Origin of the sequence: Desulfobacula toluolica Tol2, from assembly GCF_000307105.1 — a bacterium.
In the GTDB taxonomy this organism is placed as follows: domain Bacteria; phylum Desulfobacterota; class Desulfobacteria; order Desulfobacterales; family Desulfobacteraceae; genus Desulfobacula; species Desulfobacula toluolica.
The window spans coordinates 873,662-896,656 of sequence record NC_018645.1 but is presented as its reverse complement, the minus strand read 5'-3'; the positions used below and the strand labels follow the sequence as shown (position 1 = coordinate 896,656).

Below are 22,995 nucleotides of genomic sequence, written 5' to 3'. Positions count from 1 at the left end.
CCCGTTTTAAAAATCATCGTCATCCAAAGCAATAAACTTTTTCGGCAACACTTTTCCGGGTGAACTTTTCAGAGCTCTGGATTTTCGATCATTTTTCAGCAAACCGGCAAGCCTTTGATGATTTGTCTGAAAATCGACCTGTGTTCCATTATCTCCATAATCGGGGCGGATCTCCCGGACAATGCCCTTTTTCTTTTTGCCTGACCTTCCCACGATAGCTATCAGATTACCGATATGAGCCTTCATCCGAAAGGTCTGAGAGTTCATCTGCTCTGCTGTGCCGGCGGACTCTTCCGAAGTTGCCGCATTTTGTTGAACCACTTTATCCATCTCCTGCACCGCCATATTCAGCTGCTCGATCCCTTCAGCCTGATCACTTGATGCAGATGCTATTTCAGTCACAAGTTCAGCCACTTTGCCGGATATGTCCATATTTTCCTTAAAGGCATCCTGTGTCAGTATTGTTATATCATTACCTTTTTTTACGGTCAAAATGGTTTTTTCGATTAAGCCTGCCGTCTCCCTGGCCGCTTCTGCCGAACGCATGGCAAGATTTCTCACTTCATCAGCAACAACTGCAAAACCTGCACCTGCCTCTCCTGCCCGGGCTGCCTCAACCGCAGCATTCAGGGCCAGCAAATTGGTCTGAAATGCAATTTCATCAATGGTCTTGATAATCTTACCGGTCTCTTCACTGGATTTATTGACATCGCCAATTGCACGGGTCATCTCCATCATATGACCATCGACTTTCTTTACTATATCCTGAACATCGACCATCATGGTTTTTGCTTGGCTTGCATTGGCAGCATTGAGTTGTGTCATGGATGACAACTCCTCCAGGGATGATGAAGTTTCCTCGATGGATGCAGCCTGTCTTGAAGCACCTTCTGCCAAAACCTGACTGGCATTTGATACCTGTTTAGCACCTTCAGAAACCTGTTCCGAGCCCTGAGTCACACCGCCTATTACAATTCTAATTTTATTGACTGTAGATTTTATAGTCAAAATTGCCGCAATGATTCCGATCATAAGAGCAGCAAGGATGCACCCGAATATCAGCAGCGTCGATGTCCTGATCTGATCCTCCAGTTTCCGATTACTAAATCCGGCCAATTCTCCAATAATTTTATTGATTTGGTCTTTACTGTCATTCATTTTCATCTTCAAGTCCTCTTGTAGAAGATTGCGGGAATGATAATCAATGGAAACCTTTTCCAAGGAATTGTACAGAACATGGAGCTGTTCACCGACAGGCCTGAGACTATCGCTTAATTCGATCTTGGCGCACCATTCATCAAGAACTGATTTGTAGTCATCTAATCCGTTTTCATACGTCTTCCAGTTACCTTTTGATGACTGAAAAACATAACTGTTGAAATGACTTATGACAATACGACTGTTTACAACTAACGGCTCAGTCCACATGATGCCTTTTTGGATCTGAACATTTGAATCACCAAATTTTTTTAATATTAAGGTTGCAAGCCTGCCCTTTTCTTGCTCAATACCGACATATTGATTTAAAGCTGATCTGTAATCATTGAGGGGTGCATTCAGCTCTTGGATATCTTTTTTTTCTTTTTCCTCAATCATGCTTGTGCCAAGAAGCTCTTCGACTTTGTTTACTCCCGAATCAAGAAGGCCAAAGGCTTTTTCAACAGACGAATCTTGAACCTCTTTATCACCACTGTAAACAGACAGGAAATATTGATCCGTAGTCGCTTTAACAGAAAAGGTAATTTCCTGTAACTCAATGATTTCCTGATAAAAACACATAACTTTTGATACAGACGATAAACCCAAATAACCGCTTGATCCAACAATAAGCATCAAGAACAACATCAATCCAATTACAACAGCGATCTTTTTCCCCAATGTCAATTGCATTTTCATGTCATAAATTCCCTCAGTTCTTGCAGTTTTCATAAAATAATCAAGAATCTCCAACAAAGCTTTAACTGGTTAGCATGCTCTTATAAGACAAAGCAATTGTTTTCTATAAAATTTAACAATCAAAACATCTATTCGTACGATAATCAAAATTATGACCGAGACTAATCCAAGCGTGCGATATTAAAAAAAACAAAGCTTTTTTTATGGTTCCATCAATGCCTTGACAGATTAAAAATTTAGCGATAAACTTCAGATATTATTTGAATTTCTTCTCCAGTTGTCTTTTCCAACTAATTATTGTGATTTTTTGAAATTCGTGATTCTTTTTTCAATGCAGTCATACCCATCTATTTTGTTTGATTTGTATTAAATCAATTTAATTCGGTTAAAAATTAAATCGTATTATCTGCATTACAACTTCAAGGAGGGACCCATGAAGGCAAAAGCATTCGCAAAGATTCTAATTTTAATCATTTTTTCATTGGGGTTGTGGGCGTGCAGCACCGAGCCCGTTGTTGATATCGCTGCCGTAACCGCCCAGCCCAAAGACTTTGTTGGTTCCGACACCTGCAAAATGTGTCACCTGGAACATTACGATTCATGGAAAATGACCCTGCACAGCCGCATGCTCCAGGATGCAAAAGCCAACGAAGATGCCATTATTGTTCCAATCGATGAAAAGGCCATACGTGAAGACTTGGCAAAGCTGGAAGAAAGCTTAAAAGTCCCGTCCGACAAAATCTATGTGCCCCAAAAAGAAGAGATCCTTTACACCATAGGAAGCCAGTGGAAACAACGCTACCTGGTTAAAAAGGACGATATGCTTTATATCTCTCCCATTCAGTACAATGCAGATACCCACCGGTGGGTCAATTACCATGAGCAGGACTGGGACAAAAGACCCTGGCTGTTAAAATGCGGCGGATGTCATGCAACCGGTGCAGATCTTGAAAAAAACACTTTCAAAGAACCGGGTGTGGGATGCGAAGCCTGCCACGGCAAGGGATCATGGCATGCAGCGCTCCCTAAAACAGCGGTGTTTGAAAAACGAAACACCATCATAAATCCGGCAAAGCTGACCATGGGAGTGGCAGCACAAATTTGCGGCTCCTGTCATAACCGGGGCCACGCAACCATGAAAAAAGGCGGCGGATGGCCCGTAGGTTACGAGCCGGGAAAGGCCCTTGAAGCATATTATAAATCCACTTCTTTTGAAGCAGGTGATGTAAAACATGTATATGCCAATGAATTCTCCAAAGGACATCATCAGCAATTTATCGACTGGCAACAATCCAAGCATTCAATGGAAGGGGTCACATGCACATCCTGTCATTATGTGCATCAGCTCGGCATACCGCCGACACGTTCACAGACCTCTTTTGCAGGTTCAAAACAATGCCTGAGCTGCCATGAAATGATCAGCAACAACCTGGGTCATTCCATTCATTCTTTTGCAAACTGTGTGGGCTGTCATATGCCCAGAATTGCAAAGAGTGCGGAATCCGGCGATATCCACAGTCATGTGTTTGTAACATTGCTGCCGGAAGACACCTTGCGAAACCCGAAAATTCCAAATTCCTGCCAGACCTGTCATAAGCATAGAAATGAAGACCTTAAGGAACTTCAAGCCGATTGGGAAGCTCTTGTAAGATTACCCAAACCCGTGGGCAAAACAATTGAATCAATTCCCTATAAAACAGCCAATTAAAATCCGGAGAGCAGGTTATGCAAAATATGATTCATATCAATAGAACACCCGGCCGGATGAACGCTTTCTCCCTGCTTTACCTGCTGTTTTCCCTGCTGCTTGTCCAGCTTTTTTTCCCTGACCGGTCATTGGGACAGGGAGACGAGGTGACATCATATATCAACCGCTACAAGCAATATGAAGTCAGCACAGGCTATTATGAAGAATATGAAATGCGGCCACGCCATGAAAGCCCGCTGGTAAGAAAATTCCGAAGTGTTGATCAGGAACCTTTTGCCTACAGTTCCACTTCTGCTTCCATCCGCAATCGAAATCTTCTGGCTGACTCGCATCGTGGCATTAAATTTTATGACAACAGGCGGTGTGAAGAGTGTCATCTGGATGAAACCCGAGATATCCATACGACCCGCGCAAATCTTACCTGCAGGCAGTGCCATGGTCCGGAACCCATAGCAAGCCTCAATCATTACTATTCTCCCATGAACCCCATCAGAAAACACGCCTATATCTGTGCAAAATGCCACGAAGGTGCAAGTGCCTCCTTTGCCACATATGTCGTCCATGAACCAGCCCCGGGATCTGCCGATGCACGGACAGGTTTTCCGGCACTGTATTATTCATACTGGTTTATGCTGATACTACTGGCAGGCACCCTGGCTTTTTTCATTCCCCACGCCATATTGATGGGGCTAAGAGAAATGTTCGGCAAAAAAAAGATAGGTGATGATGATGCAGACAGAACGCATTAAGCGATTTAATATTTTGGACAGGATGTTTCACTTTTTCCTGATTCTAACCTTTTTGATTCAAACGGCAACCGGATTCAGCCGCCTGTTTTACCCAACTGTCTGGGGCAAAAACCTGAATGCTGTTTTCGGCGGATATGACACCTCGATTTTGATCCACAAATGGGTGGGAATACTGATGATTCTGGGATTTATTTTTCACACGATCTACTTGTTGACGAGAATCGACCGGAAAGATTTATGGACCAGCCTTTTCGGGCCTGATTCACTGATACCCAATGTTCACGACGCAAAACATCTGGGCCAAAGAATCCTATGGTTTTTCGGGATGGGGTCACGTCCTAAGCTGAATCGCTGGGCCTATTGGGAAAAATTTGATTACTGGGCGGTTTACTGGGGGATGCCCCTGCTGGCCGTTACCGGAATAATGCTGATGTATCCGATTGTTGCAAGCCGTTATGTACCCGGATGGACATTGAATATTGCCGTATTATTGCACCGGGCGGAAGCCATCCTGGCTGTGTGTTATATTTTCATTGTCCATTTTTACGTCGGCCATCTGCAGCCTTCAAGCTTCCCCATGAATGAATCCATGTTTACCGGAAGCGTTCCCAGAGAAGAGTTGGAAACTCAAAAAGCGGCATGGCTTGAGCAATTAAAAAAAGAAGGGCAACTTGAAACCATCAAAGCCAAACCACCGCCGCTCTGGTACAAAATAATTTATTTTATTTTCGGGTATGCAGCCCTGGGATTTGGTGTTTATCTCCTGGTAAACGGAATCATATACAGCCGTTATATTACACTGCACTAAAGGCCATGGCAGATCACTCTGCAACAACAAATGAGAGCGATCACGATAATCCATGGACATGTATTCACGATAAATCAAGGTGCTGATGAACTTACCTGAACTTAGCGCGCTAAAGCGCGGGCTTTTAATCCTTTGTAAAAATCCTCAAAATCATCTTCATCCAAAGCAATAAATTGCTTCGGTAAAACTTTTCCGGGTGAACTTTTCAGAACTTTGAATTTTCAATCATTTTTCAGCAAACCGGCAAGCTGTTAATGGAAAAAAAAACAATCTCTTTTGCTTTATTTTCAAGATGGGGACGACTTCACCGTCTGGAGAACAGTCGTTTAACCAAGTCCCAAAGGGCCGGATGAGTCGTTTTGATATATTTTGCAAAAATTATGGGCAACAGAAGTAACCTGGTCTTTTTATAGATATGAATACTGACAACTCGTTTAGTATTTGTGGCCCAGTCCGATTTATGTTTTGGATGTTGTTGATACATCCCCATCATATCGTAACTTCCATTGGATGAAGAAAATAATGTTTTCAAGACATCTGCCCTGAGAACAATGGCAGGTGAATATTTCGAATAGTTAGGATTGAATGTGATCTGACTTTCATAAATAACATCGTTGTATTTCAATAAGATAAGGCCGGCAATGTCAGTGCTGTTGCTGTTCAACAGGTAAATACCGGCTTGATTTCGAAGGCTGAACCGACCCAATAATTCAGCATAAAAAGCAATATGTTTTCTGTTTTGCCCGATACCTATTTTAGCATCTTTTTTCCATCCTGAATTTTCAATGGCTATGAAACGCTCCAACCCTTTTTCCAGAGTATGCCTGTCTTCAAAATGCAATACTTTGAGTTCACCTGGGAGCTTTTCCAGTCTTTTTGTACGATTTCGATAATTGCTTCTAACCTTTTGTTTCAATTGCTTCAGGTAATCATCCCAAGTCCCTTCCATTGAAATAAAATAGGAGAGCATATCATCCAGGATGATTGTTAAATATGTACGTCTTGAAAACAACATGTTCCAGATGACCGACGCTTCCGAGTCCTGCTCGGCCAAAACAATTTTATCCCATAGACGAAAATCAGTGTGCAGATAAGTATAAACCTCCTGCCTGATACGATCTGGATCAATGGTGGTTATAATATCCGGCTTATCGCCTTGCCATTCTGATATGAATCGGATGACTCGCAGTGATATGCCGTATTCCTTTTCAGTCGATAGCCGGAAGGGCACGATGCCAACGGTTTGTCCATTTTCCCTGATCACGATGACCAGTGGGGTGTGGGAGGGGGAATCAAAAACAGTCCAAACCAATTGGATAAAATCAAATGATAAGAATAAAGATGTCTTTGTTCTACTGGATAATTCCCGCCATTCATCTTCGAATTCTAATATTTTTTCTATGGAGTCGAGTATGGTTATTTTCAATTTTTCAGACCTTATTTACAATATAAAAACCTTTACGGATAAAATCAGTTTCCATATCATTTGACATGGATGGTAACGGATTGCACCGAGCTTGGCAAGTATTGACGAAGTGCATATATGAATACGGCGACACCTATCATTTCACACATTTCTTCAGCCGTAATGATCAATACATAACCCATATTCTTCTCACCATGCAGATCCGCCTGATAACCGCTTATCATCTCAATGCCAATGGCCCCTCCTATATAAAAAGCCGCTGCAGTGATAAACAGCATTCTTGACCGGGCAGGGAGATGGAGCAAGAACTTCCAGAAATAGATACCCAGAACGAACAGTACCATAACAGCGGGAACCACCCATGTGTAATATAAAAAACCGCCGGCATTGAACAGATCCCGAAGCGGCTCAATGGGATGCTCGTGCAGCATGGCAATCTCATCAATAGAAAGATAAAAAAATATTGCCGATAGAAATGCCCATTGAAACCAATAGAGATCTTTTTGCATATTTTTTGAAATTGCAATAACAAACAATAATACCGAGGCGTTTAAAAGCATAAATGATGAAAACCAGGTGGGGATATTGGATTCATAATCCAGGTAAAAAAGAGAGATAAAACCCAATAAGCGGCCATGCCCCAGATAATATTTGGAAACCTGCCCGATGGTACTGAAAACAATGAGGATCAGGATGATAGCCATCAATACCGATAAAATTCTCATGGAAGATGGAAGTTTCAGGTTAATTTTCATAGTATACTCCTGATAAGGGTAAACGTTACCGGCAATGGCCGATTAATTGTATGGCAATAATGCCGTAAAAAAAAATAATTTACGACTGCCAACCAAACAAACCGTATATCAAATCTGCAATATGTAGACAGTAAGTTGCTTTTTGTCAAGGAAAGCAAGGGCAGCAAAAAAGGCCATGATTGCGGAATCAATACATCAAAGCCTTTTAAAATATCCCATGAGTCAAACATATAGACCACATCAATTCCTTGACAGATAAAAAAATTAGCAATAAAGTTTAAAAATAATTCAAATTTCATTTCCCGTTGTCTTTTCTGACCGATTGTTGTGATTATTTCAAATTAAGGTTTCCCTTCCGGCACTGTTTCAGTTGAATGGGTAATCACCTAACTATGAAAATTCTTTAAAGCCAAGGCTTTCGGCATAGTTTGGATCATCTTGAAAAATTATAAGGCCCCCCTATGAATTGGAAACAAAAGATTGTTGATCCTGATGCTGTAATGAAAAAAATCAAGCCGGGAATGCGTATTTTTCTGGGAACGGGCATTTCCGAACCCCAAACCCTTGTAAAACAGCTTATGCGTTCAGATTACCACAACCTGGCGGACCTTGAATTGATCCAGCTGGTGAATTTCAGTGATGCCATTTCCCTTAAAACCCTTGATGACCACAAGTACCGTTTTAAAACCTTTAGTTCCGGCAACATGGTGAACAAGGCCATCAGCCAGGGGCTGATTGATCTGATACCCACACGGTTCAACCGGCTGCAACGCCTCTTTGACTCAGGGCGAATCCTGGTTGATGCAGCATTCATCCAGATAACTCCGCCGGATAACTCCGGGAATGCCAGCCTGGGCGTTTCCCTGGATGTGGCGCGGTCCGCCATGAAACAGGCATCTTTTGTTGCAGGAGAAATAAACCCTAAAATTCCCAGGACTTTTGGCAACACATTTGTAAATGTGTGTGAGTTTGATCTGCTGGTCCATTCAAACCAAGACCCGGTTTATTTTCAACAATGGGAAACCAGCCAGCCATTTGACCGGATTGCCGAAAACATTGCCTCTTTGATCCAGGATAAAAGCTGTATTGCCTTTTCCATCGGCCCCCTGTTTGAATCCCTTGGCCGCAAGCTTGCCGCCAAGCACCATCTAGGAGTTCATTCCCCGGTGTTTACCGATGCCTTAATGTACCTGATCAAAAGCGGTGCCGTGACCAATCTGTATAAAACCGTTTTCCAGGGAAAATCCATTGCATCCTATGCGTTTGGAACTCCGGAACTGCTGGCCTGGCTGGACCGGAACCATTTTGTGGAATTTCAGGAAATACAAACCGTGTTTGATCCTGTCAATATTGGAAAAAATTCACGTTTTATAGCCGTTATCCCGGCACGCAAGGCGGATTTGACCGGCCGCATTGCCCTGCACCATGGAAAAGGAAATGTGATCTCCGGCCCCATGGAACTGATGGACACTTTTTTAGGTGCCCAGATTTCCAAGGGCGGGCGTATCATATTTGCCCTTCCTTCCAGGAATCTTCAAAACCATTCCAATATAATGGTCTCCATTGAACGGTATCATAACCAGCTGGGATTTGAAGAGTCCATTGACATGATCGTAACAGAGTACGGCACAGCCATGTTGAACGGGCTTTCCATCCGGGAACGGGCACTGGCCCTCATAGAAATCGCCCACCCGGACGACCGCCCGGACCTGTTTTTACAGGCAAAACAAAAAAAAATTCTCTACCCGGACCAGATATTTTCAAAAGACAGCTCCCGCCTTTATCCCCATGAAATCAGTGACCAGCAGACTTTTAAACACGATGTAACGATCAGGTTCCGGCCCATAAAGCCTTCGGATGAGGAACAAATGCGACGGCTTTTTTACCGGTTTTCCGACGAATCCATTTATTACAGGTACTTCCATTCCATTGCCACAATGCCCCATGCAAAAATGCAGGAATATGTCAATATTGACTGGAAAAACAACATGTCTATCGTGGGGCTGGCAGGGGAAATCGGACATGGGATTTTAATTGCCGAGGCCAGGTATTTAAAAGAAGGCCACAGCAAAACTGCTGAAGTCGCCATCATTGTTGATGAACACTATAACAGCCTCGGCATTGCCACCCATATGGTGAACCTGTTGAAAAAAATCGGACAAGAGCGCGGAATTGAGGCGTTTACAGCCGAGGTATTATTTTCCAACCGCAAAATAATGAAGGTGTTTAAAAAAGCGTTCCCCCATCTTAAAAGCATATTGGAGGAGGGAGTTTACAGGGTTGTCATGCCCTTTAATCCTGACGGCGGACAGACTAGCCCATAAACCTGGAACACGGCTTTAAATATTTTTTTCATCTTCATGCAGGTTGATGCTTGAATTTTTCCACAAACTCTAGTATTGATACCGGCAAGCCAATGTAGCTCAGGTGGTAGAGCAGCTCACTCGTAATGAGCAGGCCTGCGGTTCGAGTCCGCACATTGGCTCCACTCAAAAGCCCAAATTTAATATGTTTTCAACAATAGAAATTCGGCATCTGAAAAACAAGACTATGAATACAGATCATTACCATTGAATTCTCCAGCTATTTTATATTAAAAGACTTCTAACTTGCTGGAATCAGATCTCTTTCATTTTTTTTTGGGGCAGGTCAATCTGCCATGGCTATTACTGAAAAAATAAAAAATTTGACAATAAACACAAAAATATGATATTGGAGCAAACGTTTATTTTTTTTTAAAAAGGAGTTTTTTTGTTCAAAAGATTATTAGATATTGTGTCAATCGTTGCCGACAAAAGGTACTACTAATTCGGTAGCAGGTTGATTTTAATTTAGTCCAGATCAAAATTAATAATTAGATAAAAACAGACTATATTTTTTTCTGATCCTTTCCGGATAGAGTCTCTCTAAGATTCCGAAGTTATTGTTACGCCTTTCGTCTGCAACACCCCCTACACAAAAATAAATTTTTTAATAAGCTATCAATCTAATCATAGATAAATTGGTATTTAATACATAAAAAAATACCTAAGAAGCTATAAAAAAACAGGTGACGATTAATGATGATTAAAAAAAAGCATACAAATAATATAGACGCAACCGATATCCTCCAACCTCTTTTAAAAATGGGATGGGATTCCCATTTCCAGGTTCATTTGGACAACATTTGCAACGACAACTTTTTCCCGGCCAGAGTCGTCGGAGTACGGAAAAATAGTTTTCTCATTAGCCAGGGAACTTCAGAAAGACTCGTTACTGTTGCAGGAAGGTTAAGTCACCATAAAGAAAGCCCGTTTCCAGTTACAGGAGATTGGGTTCTCGTGAACGACAAAGTTATATCTGCAGTATTGCCAAGGAAAAATACCTTATCCAGAGGGGCAACCGGTACACATGGCAAGCAAGATTCTCAATCGAATAAAGAACAGATAATCGCTGCAAATCTTGATACTGTATTTATCGTTTGCGGTCTTGACAGGGATTTTAATATACGACGATTAGAACGGTATCTGACTCTGGTATATAATTGTGGTTTGACGCCTTCTATTATTTTAACCAAAGCAGATCTTCATCAAAATCCCGAGCATTATGTTCGAGAAGTAGGAACTGTGACCTTTAACGTTCCGGTTCACTTTATCTCGGCAAAGGATTCAACCGGATTGGCTTCATTAGAACCTTATCTTTCACAAGGCCAAACAATTGCCATGGTTGGATCTTCAGGAGCTGGCAAATCCACACTTGTGAATCGCCTTGCTGGAAAAACCATACAGGCCACCAATTTAGTAAGTGAACATGTGGGAAAAGGGAAACATACTACTACCAGTCGTAGCCTTATCATGATGCCTCAAGGCGGTATGGTGATTGACAATCCCGGTATTCGGGAAATAGGATTTTGGGATGATGGAGGTGGTTTGAATGTTGCTTTCCCAGAGATAGAAGAACTGGCGAATACATGTCGTTTTCACGATTGCAGTCATACGCATGAGCCTGGTTGTCAAGTGCTTCATGGCTTAACTATCGGCACAATCAGAAAAGAAAGGTTGGATAGCTACCAAAAAATGAAACGTGAATTGGCGTATTTATCTAACCGGCAAACAAAAAGTGCAGATCGAGTGGAAAAGGAAAGGTGGAAAGAGGTTTCTTTGAAAATAAAAGCGATAAATAACAGGAAAAATGATCATGTATAAAAATAGTATTCGCCCCGAAGAAGAAAAGGATATAAAAAAGAAAGAAGCATTGGAAATAAGAAAATCCATTGAATCAGACAAGCTTGAAATCGAAAACATTCATACAAAAGCATTTGGAGAAACAAAAGGGCCTGAAATCGCTGAACTCGTTAAGGGCCTATTTCATGATAAAACAGCACTTCCAATCCTTTCACTTGTAGCTGTTGAGGATGAAAAATTGGTAGGGCACATCCTCTATACAAAAGTAAAAATTACACAAACCACAGAGTCTGTCTCAGCCCGAATACTTGCACCATTGGCCGTTCTTCCGGACTTTCAAAGCAAGGGAATTGGCGTTCGACTTATTAGAGAAGGATTGAATCTGTTAAAAGATTCAGGTGTGGAATTGGTCTTTGTTTTAGGACATCCTGGATATTATCCACGTGTCGGCTTCACGCCAGCAGGAGTTATTGGCTATGAAGCTCCATATCACATACCTAAAGAATATGCAGGTGCCTGGATGGTGCAGGAATTATGTCCCGGAGTTATTGGAAGAATAAAAGGGGCAGTGCAATGTTCTAATGTACTTAATCAACCAGAACATTGGCGAGAGTAAAAAAAACTCTCACTTAGGGATTTGATATGTTCACTTTTTAAAAAGATATCAGAAAGTTATTATTGAATCAAAAATATTTATCGGCAATGAAACCTTGGGGATTGAACATTTTCAATCCCCTCTATATTCTTTCCCTCAAAGCTTTAAATTTACTCCTGAGTCTTTATGGCATTAAGTTAAGGAACAATCGGCATAATATATATTCACATGTCCAAATTCAGCAGGCTCGCCCAAATCAGGTATGGTAAAACTATCGAGTTCTGCAATCTTTCGGTAAAAAGGGACGTTAAAATTTTTAACCCTGGAGTCAGCAACAAGAACTTCAGGCGCACATGCAATAAATTGATCGAGCAAAGGCAGATTTTTTTCGTCATACAACACATCTGAGGCTAAAATAATGTCCGGTGCTTCTGGACAGGTCTCCCAATCTTCAATGACTTCAACCGAAACCGAATTCAATTGACAGTTAAGCGCAGTCGCATGAACTGCACATGGATCTATATCAGAAGCCCAAACTTTTGCAGCACCCGTTTTTGCAGCGGCAATCGCCGCCACCCCGGAGCCACAGCCAAAGTCCAGAACACGCTTACCTTCTATTAACCGCGGATTATCTATTATGTATCGTGCCATAGCCTGGCCGCTTGCCCAACAAAACACCCAAAACAGTGGTTCCTTCATCAAACGCAAACCCTGTTCCACGCTCAATTCGCACTTGGAATAATCCGGATTCAATAGACAGAGGGATATTTCATCACATTGGGGGAGAATCGTGGTTTCAACCAGTCCCCCCGGTATAAAATCGGAAATTATTTTTGTAAGATTTTCTTCTATCATCTTCATTTCAACTTATATAGAATAGTATGAAAATCATTAGTTCCATACGGTAAGTTTTTTTGGAGATATAGTTGATTTTTAAAAATTCCGCCAGAATAATTTTTATACATCTCAAATTTATCCTAAAGTATAGTTTTTGTATCCATGAAACTTCAAGTCTTTGAACATTCCGGTTTTGGGCAATTAATAAAGATAATTTAAAAAAACTATCTATCACCCATATGGGGGATGTATTTTTTTTCAGATTGTATTTTACTCAAACAATTGATTAGGATTTAAAAACCTTTATATGAGGAGAATTAGTTATGGATTATTTTCAAATGACCGCTCCCTGCGGTCTTGACTGCTTCAATTGCCATTTCTATTTGGCCCAAGAAGATCAGGAAGCGAGAAGCACAGTTGAAAGAATGTCTGAGGAATACAACGTGCCTGTTGAAATAATGCTATGCAATGGGTGCCGTAGCCACAATGGGCAAATACCATTACAAAAGCATATTTTCGGTGAATCACATCGTTGTGCAGCCTATGAATGCTCCCAAAAAAATGAGTTAAATTTTTGCGGAGATTGTGAAAGTTTCCCATGTGACAACCTACACCCTTATGCCGACAGATCCAGTGAACTGCCTCATAATATGAAGGTATTCAATTTATGCTTAATCAATAAAATGGGTCTGGAAAAATGGGCTGCCTCCAAGGCATCTAAAGTACGCGAGACATACTTTACAAAACCATGGACATTAGCGTAAAAAATCATGATATTGTCACCTTCTGAGGAAGAAACCAGATCGGGTAGCCGGGGGATTTAATTCCCCGGTGCCCAATCCTTCCAAAAAGCACAAGCAAGCCCCCATCTGCCTAAAATCCCCCCCCAAAAAATGAAACGATAATTTTTCAATCAAGGCTCCAACCATAGTTTGGAGCCTTGATTTTTGTTAAAAATCAGCTTTCGATCAGTTCTATAATGGCCTCAAGATCAGCCAGGGCTTTTTCTTGCGATACATCATGCCAACCGTCCTCTCTGATCCTTGTTAATTCTTTTAAAAATTTCCCAAGGGTCTGAGTATATTTGGCTGCACTTCCAAGTCCGTTGATAGGCTTTCCTTTTATCTCACCACTCTCACGGCGAATTTCCTGGACTTCCTGAAATGCCTTGTTAATAGATTTTTCACCTGAATTGACACTTTCCCTGATATCGTCAGTTCCATATTCCAGAACCTTGCGGGCCTTGTCAACTTTATGAGGACTTATGCCCAGCTCCTTTGCTCGAATTTCATTGGTTTCTTTACGGGTCGGTTTCGGAGAATCCAAATTTTTCTGTTTTTTGGGGACAGCATGGATCGTATCAAGCAATTCAAGGCATCTTAAGATATCATCATCCGACATATTCCTACGGTTTCGCTGGATATGAAAACTGTAAAGAACAGCATCGTCTTCATTTTCAAAAGCTTTAAAAAGAACCGGAACTTCTTCCAGTCCAAGTGCTTTGGCAGCAGCAAACCTTGTGTGACCGTCCACAACAACATTTTTTCCCTCCCAAACAATGATGGGAAAAATAGGGTCAAATCCGTTTGTATCCATATCCTGCCTGATCGACTCAAGGGTATCATTGCCGACAGGAAAAATTGAAACAAAAGGATCCTGGATATTGAGTTCAGAAATATTTATAAAATTATTTTCCATGTTAATTCTCATACTTTTTTATTTTTATGGTTAATTTACCTTATTTCCCAACGGTTTGTTTTATAGTGATCGGCTTATCCTGTATACCGGCATAAAAGACTATGATTTCTGCCGGTTCATTCCCTTCATTTTTCCCGTAATGCCATTTGTTGACCACTTCTACGATTGAATCACCCGCTTTCAAATGTAGTATCTTTTTGTCTTCTGTTTTAACAGTGAGTTCTCCTTTTAGTAATACACCCGCATTTATAACCGGATGTTCATGCATTGGCAGCGTTACATTTGGAGGGATTGTAATTTTGAGAATCGTTATTTCCGGTTTACCTGTCATATAGTCCGGCAGAAGTTGTCCATCCCAACTTGAGCTTGTTTTGGCTAACAAATCAACTTTGACGGTATTTACATCTTGAGCCCAAACATTGATTGACAGCAATAATATCAGACATATTGCACAAAATATTTTTTTCATTGTCTCTTTATCCTTATATTTGAACTTTGGTATGCACACAACCAAAGATTAAAGTCAATGTTTGGATTTTTCAAGACGTTCATATAAAAATTTCGTGTGTCAATGACGGCTCTCATAAATGTTCTTGACTTTAAAAAAAATACATGGTCTATATGAACTTTAACAAAGGAAAATTAAATGAATTTTTATACAACAGACAGACTTTATTTTTATTTTGGGTATTTTTATACTGAGCTGCCTGTTGTGCGCTATAGTTAATTTTTAACAAAAAAGCCGCAGGCAGCAAAAGCCTGCGGCTTTTTTGGTTTTTAGGCTGTTGGCTTTTGGATGAAACCTGCAAAGGAAAAAAGCAATGAAACAGACCTATGACAAAAATGTAACCGGATACAAACATCTTATTTCGCCCGATACCATCAAAAAAGAACTTCCCGTCAAAGAAGATGTTGCCAAAATCGTTCTGGACGGACGCCGCGACGTTGAAAACATCTTACTGAAAAAAGACAAACGCCTCCTTGTAATTGCCGGACCCTGCTCCATTCACGACACGGACGCAGCTCTTGAATATGCCGAAAAAATGAATCAATTGAGAGAAGAAGTCAAAGATAAAATCAATCTGATCATGCGGGTATATTTTGAAAAACCAAGAACAACGGTTGGATGGAAAGGATTAATCAATGATCCCTTCCTGAATGAATCCTATGACATGGATGAAGGGCTGAGACAAGCCAGATCCCTGTTGATTAAAATCAACCGGATGGGACTTCCCACAACCACGGAAATTCTTGATCCCATCACCCCACAGTACATTGCCGGTCTTTTGTCCTGGGTTGCCATTGGTGCCAGGACAACAGAATCCCAGACCCACCGTGAAATGGCAAGCGGCCTGTCCATGCCGGTAGGATTCAAAAACAGCACGGACGGCAGCCTTGATTCCGCCATCAATGCCATGGTGGCGGCACGATCCCCCCAGCATTTCCTCGGAGTTGAACCACATGGATATACAGCCATAGTGTCAACCAGGGGAAATCCATTCGGCCACCTTGTTCTCAGGGGTGGAGGACACACGAATTATGATCCCATTTCCGTGGGTAAAGCCCTGGAAAAATTAAAAGCAAAAAATCTTCCTGATGCGGTCATGATTGACTGTTCCCATGATAACTCCGGACAAAAATACACGGGACAGTCTTTTGTATTTAAAAGTGTTCTGGATCAGCGCATTGAAGGAAACAGCAGCATAATAGGCTTAATGCTTGAAAGCAATCTCTTTGAAGGCAACCAGAAATGCAATGGAGATATAAAATCCCTTAAATACGGCGTTTCCATCACAGATGAATGCATCTCCTGGGAAAGCACAGAAGGACTGATCCGCTGCGCCCATAACAGATTGTAATAATGACTGCAATAATGAAACCATCTTCATATGAAAAAAGGGTAAAAAGAAGGATTATTGGCCGGGACCACTCTTTTTTTGTGTCTTGTTCTCCCGGATTAAAACAAGTTTGCCTCAATGAAATGCAAGGACAGATTTCAAATCTGTCCTCTTTCCCTGAAGATAACATAAGCGTCATCCAGGGTGGAATTGAATTTATAGGCAAACTAAATTCATGTGTACTGTTGAATCTTAATTTAAGAAGCCCTTCAAAAATCCTGATGCGAATCAACAGCTTTAAGGCAGACTCTTTTAAGAAACTTGAAAAAAAAATCAATGCCATTGACTGGATACTTTATCTGCCGAAAAATTGTCATCTCAAATTTAATGTTACAGCCAGAAAATCAAGATTGTATCATTCAGATGCCATTGCACAAAGATGTGAAAAAATAATCCTTGATCAGATCAGGTCAGGCAGCGGATTTGACGGGATACCCGGTAAAATATCAACTCAAACCATCTATGTCCGGGTTGAAGACGACAATTTTACCGTCTCCTTAGACAGCACAGGAGAGCTTTTATTTAAAAGAGGCCTTAAACAGAAAGTAACCCAGGCACCGCTGAGAGAAAACCTGGCTTTTGCCATGCTTTTCTGGGCCGGGTTTTCAAAAGAAGATATATTGATTGATCCAATGTGCGGGTCAGGCACATTCTCGCTTGAAGCCGCCATGATAAAATCCTGTATACCACCTGGCTTTTTCAGGTCTTTTGCCTTTGAAAACTGGCCTGGATTCAGCCCGAAAGCCTATTCTCATATAAAAAAGCAGGCGCAAGAAAATTTTACCCATTGTTCTGCAAAACAGATTTTTGCATCTGATATCGATGAGATGGCCTTGACTGCCATGGAACAAAACATTTCACATTCCAGGCTCAACCCTGTCATAGACGTATCAAAAACAGACTTTTTTACCATCCTGCCTTCTATGATATCACCTGAAAAAAAAGGAGTGGTAATGTTAAATCCGCCTTACGGAAAAAGACTTGGTGAAAAAAGCGATACCCGGTCTTTTTACCGTGAAATCGGAAAAAAACTGGCTGCAGACTTTAAAGGATGGCGCTTTGGGATCATTCTTCCGTCCGGAGAATACAAATCATCTCTTGGACTCAAGCTTGAGCTAAAACCCATTTATCACGGGGGACTCGATATTTTTGCCGGTATAGGTATTATTTGATAACAGGTCAAGAATTGGTTTTTCTGATACCTTTTAACAAACATATAGAAATTATCATTTTGACAATCCAGCCCTGATCTCTATATTTTTCAGTAATTTATTAACTCAACTTTTGGATTGAACAGCAAAAGGGGTCTGATTTGTTTTATTGTGACCCCATCCTAAATTATGAAAATAGAACATATACTGGAAAAGGGATCAGGCAGGTTAAACGAAGATGCCGTTGTCCTTGAAAAAAATCTTTATGGTGTTTTTGACGGAGCCTCAAGCCTTGATAATGACTTGTTTGAGGGCGACAAAACAGGTGGCCTGATTGCATCTTCCACAGCCAGCCATATATTTTCTAAAAATCATTTTCCCCTTTTAAAACTGGGTTGTCAGGCAAATCAGGCCATTTTATCCAAGATGATGGCCCAGCAAGTGGACTTAAACCGGCGCCATAGTTTGTGGAGTACCAGCGCCGCAGTTGTAAGGCTGCACAAAAACACCCTTGAATGGCTGCAAACCGGGGATTCTTATATTATTGTTATTTACACCGATGATTCCTACAAAGTCCTGGTGGAACAAGAAGATCATGATTATGAAACCCTCATGATGCTCAAAAGAATCAAGTCCTGCCAAGCTCTGGAATTTAAGCTTCAGGTTAAAAAAATCAGAGCAAACATGAACAAAACCTATGGCGTCCTCAATGGCGAACCTGATGCCCTTGATTTTGTCAACAGCGGATCTCTTCCCCTAAATCATGTCAAAACAATTCTTTTGTTCACCGACGGATTACAGCTTCCCTCATCAACCCCTGAAAAAAAACGGTGTTTTGACCGGTTTGTAACGCTTTATCAAAAACTTGGCCTGACCGGGCTTAAAAATCATATAAGAAAAGTCGAGTCCCTGGACCCGGAAATTCAACACTATCCCAGGTTCAAATGCCATGACGATATTGCCGCCATTGCCATACATCCATAAAATAACAATGCTGCCGTCGGCTATTTGAGAGCTTCCCGGCACAGCCGGGCATACCCTTGTTGAATATTTGAAAATATTTTTTCCCAGGTAAAATGAGACGTTGCTGAACAAACATAGGTCATATTCGGTTCAACAGCCTGCATAACCTGTTCAATGCCGGATTTCAATGTCTGGGCAAGACGGGTTTCAAGCATGGCTTCATCTTTTTTAAATGGGGTATCAATGGTTTTCAGGGTTGGAAGAGGAATCATTTTTACCATGGTTCCGTGATCGGTACCAAACAATTGTCTTACTCCGGGCAGCGCAGTGGTGATAATTCTGCATCCGCAGGCCATGGCCTCCATCAGAACAAGGGGAAGACCTTCAAAAAATGAAGGCAGCACAAAGATATGGGATCGCCGCATCAACGCTCCCAGACGTTCATGAGTCAAAGAGCCGTGATAGACAGCTTTGGCCCCCAGGTTTCCGGCAAGCTCAAGGCAGATCTGTTTTTCCCTGCCACTGCTGCTGCCGGCCAGGTGAAGCCTGAAAGGAAGATCTTTGATCTTTTCCAGACTTTTCAAAAGCCAGGGAACGCCTTTGGAAGAACTTAGCTTACCCGCATATACCAGTTCCACAACCCCGTCAAACTCTTTGGATTCACAAAAAAAACAATCCGGATTATACCCGCCGCTGATCACATTGATTTTTGACGGATCAGCTGCAATGGTTTTCACAATGGACTGTTGCTGATCACAGCTCAAGGCAATTATCCAGTCTATGTTTTGCAGATCCTTTATGATGGACCGGCCAATATGCGGACACAGATAATGCTGGCGAAGACATGTCCCGTGACAGGTGGTCACCATTGGAATATCAGGTGCAATCCTTCTTGCCAGGGCCGACACCACCCAGAGGTGATGAGTGTGCAGAATATCCGGCTGAAACCTGCACACTGCCTGCCTGATCTTCTCTTCAAAAACCCGCTGGTATTCGATCATATCCGTGATATCCAGGTTTGAGAACACGCTGCTTTGATAGGGCATGACATCACTCATGCCGGGGATTGAATAATCAAGATCTTTTCCGTCAAATCTCACAAAACAGCAATGATCTGCCCTGATTAAAGTTTCTGGCAGGTTAAAATCAGCCTGAACACCAGCCACCAGATAATTTTCATGACCGTTTCGTGTACTTTGCCGAATCAGCTCCCGGATAAACTTTCCGCTCCCGGTAAAATCCGGGGTCTGGCTGATGATGTGAAGAATTTTCATGACAAAAAAGATATCACAGGATTAATTGAAAAGAAACAATCTGTTGATCCATTTGCGTTAGCCTGTCACCTCCTTTAAGATCACATCTTCTATTGCCTCGATTTTCCCTAAATGCCGGGTCAACTGAAACTCAACATGACCATGGGTGGTTTGGGCCTTTTTTACAAGTTCCGGGATATCCACAAGAATATGGCTGCCGCTGCCGAGAAAAAACGGAAATATCACAAGTTTTTCTACCCCTTTTTCCACAAGCTCATCAATTTTTTTCTCAATCAAAGGATCGGCAAATTGCAAAAAAGCATGCACCACCATGTCAAAAGATCCTGATGTTTTTTTGGACAACCGTTCCACCAATGATGCGATCTCCAGGTTTGATTCTTTTTTCCGGCTGCCATGGGCAGCAATGATCAATGCTTTCATACAGTCTCCCTGATATTTTTTTAAGTCCAAATCCATTTAAGTTGTAAAGTCTTGAAAAAAACAGCTTCATATTTTACGCCACTATCATAATGCATACCCTGCCCCGTATTTTTCATTATCCCCCTTGCCTGCCACCCTGATGCCTGCACTGCCCTGGACCGGACAGATATATTCACATATGCCGCAGCCAATGCAAAGAGCTGCCACCACATAAGGCTGTTTGAGCAAAACAGAATTGCCAGACTGATCCATGGTATTGATTTCATTAAATTTAATAGCCTTGTCATGGGTTGGGCAGTGTTCTTCGCAAACAATGCAAGATTTTTTTTGTGCGTACACCAGGCACCTGTTTTTATCAAACCAGGCATTGCCCATGACAAAGGCATGCTTTTGTTTTTTTTCCATTTTTTCCAGGGCACCTGTGGGACATACCTGGGAACACAGCGTGCAGTTGAATTCACAATATCCCAGCCGGGGAACCAGTTTTGGAGTAAACATGGCTTCAAAACCCTTTTCCAGAAACACGGGTTGCAGTGCCGTATTAATACAAACTTTCATACACTCTCCACAACGCACACAGGTGGCAAGAAAATCTTTTTCATCCAGAGCACCGGGGGGCCGGATCAAGGCGTCATCCGTCGTCTTTGACACGGCACTGGTCCGACAGAGAACAGGCAGGGCAAGGCCCGCAATCCCTGCGGCCATCAATTGGCGTCTGTTGATATCCACGGGCGGTTTGCTTTTGCCAGGGGCAAATCGGAACGTGGTTATGGCTTCCGGGCAAAATTCCAGGCAGTCCATGCAAAGAGTACACTCTTCACCCATAAAATAACGGTCTTTGTCAAAGGCTTTCATCCGGCAACGAGTTTCACACAAATCACAATGCCTGCATGCTTTCACAGGGATTCGCTTGAAAAAAGATATCCGTGACATCAATGCCAAAAGTCCGCCCAGGGGACAAAGGTTCCGGCACCAGAACCGCTTGCCGAAAAACTCCAGTATAAAAATAGAGACCAGCAAAAAAAAGGATACAAATGACAGAAAAAAAAAGCTTTGTTTATAGGGAAGAAGAAAAACCTTAAAAACATCATACACAGGCTCGGTCATGCCTGAAAGCCAGGCAGGACCACTGATATAAATTGAATCAAAAAACAGGGAAACAAGGTAATTGATCATCGGATCAATACTGAACACCATACCCCTGACCAACAGGGAAAAAGGATCTGCAAAGCCCAGAATTTGAACACCAAAACCGGCTGAGATCAATACAACCATAAGAACAACATATTTTAACCAGGACAGGCGTATACGGTTTGTTACAGGCTTGATAAACCGACCGGACAGATCAATCATAGTTCCCAACGGGCAGATCCATGAACAAAAAACCCTGCCCAGCAAAACGGTTAACCCGATAATGATAAAAGACGGCCACAACAATGTCACAAAAGTTTTTTTGGCCAGCGTAACAGTGGCAAGCACCAGAGGATCAAGCCGGAATAAGATATTGACGGCATAGGGGATGATATCACTGCCTGAATAATCTGTCTGCCGAAACAAGAATAAAAATATCAGCAGACAGACAACCTGGGACAACCGTCTCAACTGTTTTAAATACGGTTTTATCTTCATGCTTGCAAGGCTTTCAGGTTGCGGATATTGCACTTGTCCAGATCCATCTGTCCAAGTCCTCTTTTATAGGCTTCAACCGTTGATTTGATCTGATCGGGTTTCAGCCCGAACAGCGTTGTGGCATAGGCATCTGCTGCCACAGGGTCCACACAGCCGATAATGGTGTCCAGTTTTTTTACATCATCCATATCCCCGCCCTGAGGACCGTTCCTGGTAATCACACGGGTGGCATCAACAATGGTAAACCCAGGTTTTATAACGGTGTTCAAATCCGCAAGCTTTTCCCCCAGCTGATAATGTATCCTGCCCCTCCATCCACCGATAATGCCCATGACATTTTTAAGGCCGAGGCTCAGCCCGGAAAGGCCATGATGCTTGGCAACCGGCACATTGATATAGCAATCGGCTTCCAGGGCATCCTTATAAAACGACCATTGTTTTAATGCTTTTCCGTTTTTGATGGTGACCGGCACAAACTTTCTATCATCCACATACTCAAGCCTGAGCCGGTTATCCCGGATCTCTTTTAATGCCGACTTTATCCCGCTGTTATGATAGCACCGTCGCTCTTCATTGCAGGTCCGGTCAAACACCAGCACTTTGGATGCACCCGCATCAAGACAAAGACTTGCCAGCCTGCTGACAATCACCGGATGAGTGTTCGCGCCCTGCTCAACGTTCCTGTCCCACCCGATATTGGGCTTGATCACCACTTTGTCGCCAGGCTTGACAAAGGCCTGTATCCCGCCCATGGCCTGAACCACCTGTGTAACCATGCCAAAATAATTTTCTCCTTTTGCCACCAAAACATCCGGTTTTATCAAAGAAGAAGCCAACAATTCAGGTGTCAGATCAAATACAGGAGGAGTCATGATAATACCTGCAGACCACAACGACACCTGTTTTAAAAATTTTCGCCTGTCCATTTTCCCCTCCCTTTTAAAATTTTATATAAAAAATCTCCAACCTATTGAAATTAGATACCTTTTATTTCTTGTTGTGGCAGAGTGATCTGCCATGGCCGT

Annotated in this window: 19 protein-coding genes, 1 tRNA gene and 1 pseudogene; 11 read left to right on the top strand and 10 right to left on the bottom strand. The window is 42.1% G+C overall.

Features of this window, described 5'->3' with window-relative positions; genetic code table 11:
• Nucleotides 1–6 precede the first annotated feature (6 nt).
• Nucleotides 7–1,872, bottom strand: a pseudogene (locus TOL2_RS04125) (methyl-accepting chemotaxis protein); the annotation flags it as partial.
• 457 nt (nt 1,873–2,329) lie between these two features.
• Here TOL2_RS04125 and TOL2_RS04120 point away from each other — a divergent pair.
• The 3 genes from TOL2_RS04120 to TOL2_RS04110 are packed head-to-tail and all read left to right on the top strand — an operon-like array spanning nt 2,330 to nt 5,161.
• The gene (locus TOL2_RS04120) at nt 2,330–3,604 is read left to right on the top strand and encodes a multiheme c-type cytochrome (RefSeq protein ID WP_014956278.1); all 1,275 of its coding nucleotides are present in this window, start codon (nt 2,330–2,332) and stop codon (nt 3,602–3,604) included.
• A 17-nt stretch (nt 3,605–3,621) separates the two neighbouring features.
• Nucleotides 3,622–4,353 carry a cytochrome c3 family protein gene (locus TOL2_RS04115; protein ID WP_014956277.1) on the top strand — a complete coding sequence of 244 codons (732 nt, stop codon included), beginning with the start codon at nt 3,622–3,624 and terminating at the stop codon, nt 4,351–4,353.
• Nucleotides 4,328–5,161: a formate dehydrogenase subunit gamma gene (locus TOL2_RS04110; protein WP_232508057.1), complete on the top strand. Its 834-nt coding sequence runs from the start codon at nt 4,328–4,330 to the stop codon at nt 5,159–5,161. The genes TOL2_RS04115 and TOL2_RS04110 overlap by 26 nt, the downstream gene beginning before the upstream one ends.
• Nucleotides 5,162–5,465: 304 nt before the next feature.
• Here TOL2_RS04110 and TOL2_RS04105 read toward each other — a convergent pair whose 3' ends face one another.
• Both TOL2_RS04105 and TOL2_RS04100 read right to left on the bottom strand, forming a co-directional pair.
• Nucleotides 5,466–6,587 (bottom strand): GNAT family N-acetyltransferase, encoded by a 1,122-nt coding sequence (locus tag TOL2_RS04105; protein ID WP_014956275.1) that lies wholly within the window; start codon nt 6,585–6,587, stop codon nt 5,466–5,468.
• 56 nt (nt 6,588–6,643) lie between these two features.
• Complete coding sequence (locus tag TOL2_RS04100) at nt 6,644–7,342, bottom strand: hypothetical protein (RefSeq protein WP_014956274.1); 699 nt, start codon at nt 7,340–7,342, stop codon at nt 6,644–6,646.
• 461 nt (nt 7,343–7,803) lie between these two features.
• Here TOL2_RS04100 and TOL2_RS04090 point away from each other — a divergent pair, with 461 nt between their 5' ends.
• The 4 genes from TOL2_RS04090 to TOL2_RS04075 all read left to right on the top strand — a co-directional run bounded on the left by TOL2_RS04090 (nt 7,804) and on the right by TOL2_RS04075 (nt 12,121).
• On the top strand, nt 7,804–9,666 hold the full coding sequence (locus tag TOL2_RS04090; RefSeq protein WP_014956273.1) for a GNAT family N-acetyltransferase: 1,863 nt from the start codon (nt 7,804–7,806) through the stop codon (nt 9,664–9,666).
• Between the two features lie 88 nt (nt 9,667–9,754).
• A tRNA-Thr gene (locus tag TOL2_RS04085) sits at nt 9,755–9,830 on the top strand.
• A 571-nt stretch (nt 9,831–10,401) separates the two neighbouring features.
• On the top strand, nt 10,402–11,526 hold the full coding sequence (gene rsgA, locus TOL2_RS04080; protein WP_014956272.1) for a ribosome small subunit-dependent GTPase A: 1,125 nt from the start codon (nt 10,402–10,404) through the stop codon (nt 11,524–11,526).
• Nucleotides 11,519–12,121, top strand: coding sequence for a GNAT family N-acetyltransferase (locus TOL2_RS04075; RefSeq protein WP_014956271.1), 603 nt, complete (start codon nt 11,519–11,521; stop codon nt 12,119–12,121). The genes rsgA and TOL2_RS04075 overlap by 8 nt, the downstream gene beginning before the upstream one ends.
• 171 nt (nt 12,122–12,292) lie before the next feature.
• On the opposite strand, the gene TOL2_RS04070 is transcribed toward TOL2_RS04075, so the two are convergent.
• The gene (locus TOL2_RS04070; RefSeq protein ID WP_041279244.1) at nt 12,293–12,955 is read right to left on the bottom strand and encodes a class I SAM-dependent methyltransferase; all 663 of its coding nucleotides are present in this window, start codon (nt 12,953–12,955) and stop codon (nt 12,293–12,295) included.
• Nucleotides 12,956–13,260: 305 nt separating this feature from the next.
• On the opposite strand from TOL2_RS04070, the gene TOL2_RS04065 reads away from it, so the two are divergent.
• Nucleotides 13,261–13,701, top strand: a complete 441-nt coding sequence (locus tag TOL2_RS04065; protein WP_014956269.1) for a DUF3795 domain-containing protein — start codon at nt 13,261–13,263, stop codon at nt 13,699–13,701.
• Nucleotides 13,702–13,894: 193 nt separating this feature from the next.
• On the opposite strand, the gene TOL2_RS04060 is transcribed toward TOL2_RS04065, so the two are convergent.
• Both TOL2_RS04060 and TOL2_RS04055 read right to left on the bottom strand, forming a co-directional pair.
• A complete protein-coding gene (locus TOL2_RS04060) occupies nt 13,895–14,635 on the bottom strand; it encodes a ParB/RepB/Spo0J family partition protein (RefSeq protein ID WP_232508056.1) in 741 nt (246 codons plus the stop codon).
• 40 nt (nt 14,636–14,675) lie between these two features.
• On the bottom strand, nt 14,676–15,104 hold the full coding sequence (locus tag TOL2_RS04055; RefSeq protein ID WP_014956267.1) for a cupin domain-containing protein: 429 nt from the start codon (nt 15,102–15,104) through the stop codon (nt 14,676–14,678).
• A gap of 352 nt (nt 15,105–15,456) precedes the next feature.
• On the opposite strand from TOL2_RS04055, the gene TOL2_RS04045 reads away from it, so the two are divergent.
• The 3 genes from TOL2_RS04045 (at nt 15,457) to TOL2_RS04035 (ending at nt 18,668) form a co-directional block, all read left to right on the top strand.
• Nucleotides 15,457–16,494 carry a 3-deoxy-7-phosphoheptulonate synthase gene (locus tag TOL2_RS04045; RefSeq protein WP_014956266.1) on the top strand — a complete coding sequence of 346 codons (1,038 nt, stop codon included), beginning with the start codon at nt 15,457–15,459 and terminating at the stop codon, nt 16,492–16,494.
• A gap of 14 nt (nt 16,495–16,508) precedes the next feature.
• On the top strand, nt 16,509–17,705 hold the full coding sequence (locus TOL2_RS04040; RefSeq protein ID WP_014956265.1) for a THUMP domain-containing class I SAM-dependent RNA methyltransferase: 1,197 nt from the start codon (nt 16,509–16,511) through the stop codon (nt 17,703–17,705).
• Nucleotides 17,706–17,873: 168 nt separating this feature from the next.
• Nucleotides 17,874–18,668, top strand: coding sequence for a protein phosphatase 2C domain-containing protein (locus tag TOL2_RS04035; protein WP_014956264.1), 795 nt, complete (start codon nt 17,874–17,876; stop codon nt 18,666–18,668).
• A gap of 20 nt (nt 18,669–18,688) precedes the next feature.
• On the opposite strand, the gene TOL2_RS04030 is transcribed toward TOL2_RS04035, so the two are convergent.
• The 4 genes from TOL2_RS04030 to TOL2_RS04015 all read right to left on the bottom strand — a co-directional run bounded on the left by TOL2_RS04030 (nt 18,689) and on the right by TOL2_RS04015 (nt 22,896).
• Nucleotides 18,689–19,921 carry a glycosyltransferase family 4 protein gene (locus TOL2_RS04030; RefSeq protein WP_014956263.1) on the bottom strand — a complete coding sequence of 411 codons (1,233 nt, stop codon included), beginning with the start codon at nt 19,919–19,921 and terminating at the stop codon, nt 18,689–18,691.
• A 57-nt stretch (nt 19,922–19,978) separates the two neighbouring features.
• Entirely contained in the window at nt 19,979–20,341 is a 363-nt protein-coding gene (locus TOL2_RS04025; RefSeq protein WP_014956262.1) for a sirohydrochlorin chelatase, read from the bottom strand.
• A gap of 84 nt (nt 20,342–20,425) precedes the next feature.
• On the bottom strand, nt 20,426–22,003 hold the full coding sequence (locus TOL2_RS04020; RefSeq protein WP_232508055.1) for a 4Fe-4S binding protein: 1,578 nt from the start codon (nt 22,001–22,003) through the stop codon (nt 20,426–20,428).
• Nucleotides 21,967–22,896 carry a DUF362 domain-containing protein gene (locus TOL2_RS04015; protein ID WP_014956260.1) on the bottom strand — a complete coding sequence of 310 codons (930 nt, stop codon included), beginning with the start codon at nt 22,894–22,896 and terminating at the stop codon, nt 21,967–21,969. Before TOL2_RS04015 ends, TOL2_RS04020 begins: the two co-directional genes overlap by 37 nt.
• Nucleotides 22,897–22,995: the final 99 nt, after the last annotated feature.

Excerpts from the sequence above, each read along its gene's own strand:
- TOL2_RS04090 (WP_014956273.1), top strand. The coding sequence starts at position 7,804 with ATGAATTGGAAACAAAAGATTGTTGATCCTGATGCTGTAATGAAAAAA.
- TOL2_RS04060 (WP_232508056.1), bottom strand. The coding sequence starts at position 14,635 with ATGGAAAATAATTTTATAAATATTTCTGAACTCAATATCCAGGATCCT.
- TOL2_RS04075 (WP_014956271.1), top strand. The coding sequence starts at position 11,519 with ATGTATAAAAATAGTATTCGCCCCGAAGAAGAAAAGGATATAAAAAAG.
- TOL2_RS04070 (WP_041279244.1), bottom strand. The coding sequence starts at position 12,955 with ATGATAGAAGAAAATCTTACAAAAATAATTTCCGATTTTATACCGGGG.
- TOL2_RS04040 (WP_014956265.1), top strand. The coding sequence starts at position 16,509 with ATGAAACCATCTTCATATGAAAAAAGGGTAAAAAGAAGGATTATTGGC.
- TOL2_RS04045 (WP_014956266.1), top strand. The coding sequence starts at position 15,457 with ATGAAACAGACCTATGACAAAAATGTAACCGGATACAAACATCTTATT.
- TOL2_RS04065 (WP_014956269.1), top strand. The coding sequence starts at position 13,261 with ATGGATTATTTTCAAATGACCGCTCCCTGCGGTCTTGACTGCTTCAAT.
- TOL2_RS04055 (WP_014956267.1), bottom strand. The coding sequence starts at position 15,104 with ATGAAAAAAATATTTTGTGCAATATGTCTGATATTATTGCTGTCAATC.
- TOL2_RS04110 (WP_232508057.1), top strand. The coding sequence starts at position 4,328 with ATGATGATGCAGACAGAACGCATTAAGCGATTTAATATTTTGGACAGG.
- TOL2_RS04115 (WP_014956277.1), top strand. The coding sequence starts at position 3,622 with ATGCAAAATATGATTCATATCAATAGAACACCCGGCCGGATGAACGCT.
- TOL2_RS04030 (WP_014956263.1), bottom strand. The coding sequence starts at position 19,921 with ATGAAAATTCTTCACATCATCAGCCAGACCCCGGATTTTACCGGGAGC.
- TOL2_RS04100 (WP_014956274.1), bottom strand. The coding sequence starts at position 7,342 with ATGAAAATTAACCTGAAACTTCCATCTTCCATGAGAATTTTATCGGTA.
- TOL2_RS04025 (WP_014956262.1), bottom strand. The coding sequence starts at position 20,341 with ATGAAAGCATTGATCATTGCTGCCCATGGCAGCCGGAAAAAAGAATCA.
- TOL2_RS04015 (WP_014956260.1), bottom strand. The coding sequence starts at position 22,896 with ATGGACAGGCGAAAATTTTTAAAACAGGTGTCGTTGTGGTCTGCAGGT.
- rsgA (WP_014956272.1), top strand. The coding sequence starts at position 10,402 with ATGATGATTAAAAAAAAGCATACAAATAATATAGACGCAACCGATATC.
- TOL2_RS04035 (WP_014956264.1), top strand. The coding sequence starts at position 17,874 with ATGAAAATAGAACATATACTGGAAAAGGGATCAGGCAGGTTAAACGAA.
- TOL2_RS04120 (WP_014956278.1), top strand. The coding sequence starts at position 2,330 with ATGAAGGCAAAAGCATTCGCAAAGATTCTAATTTTAATCATTTTTTCA.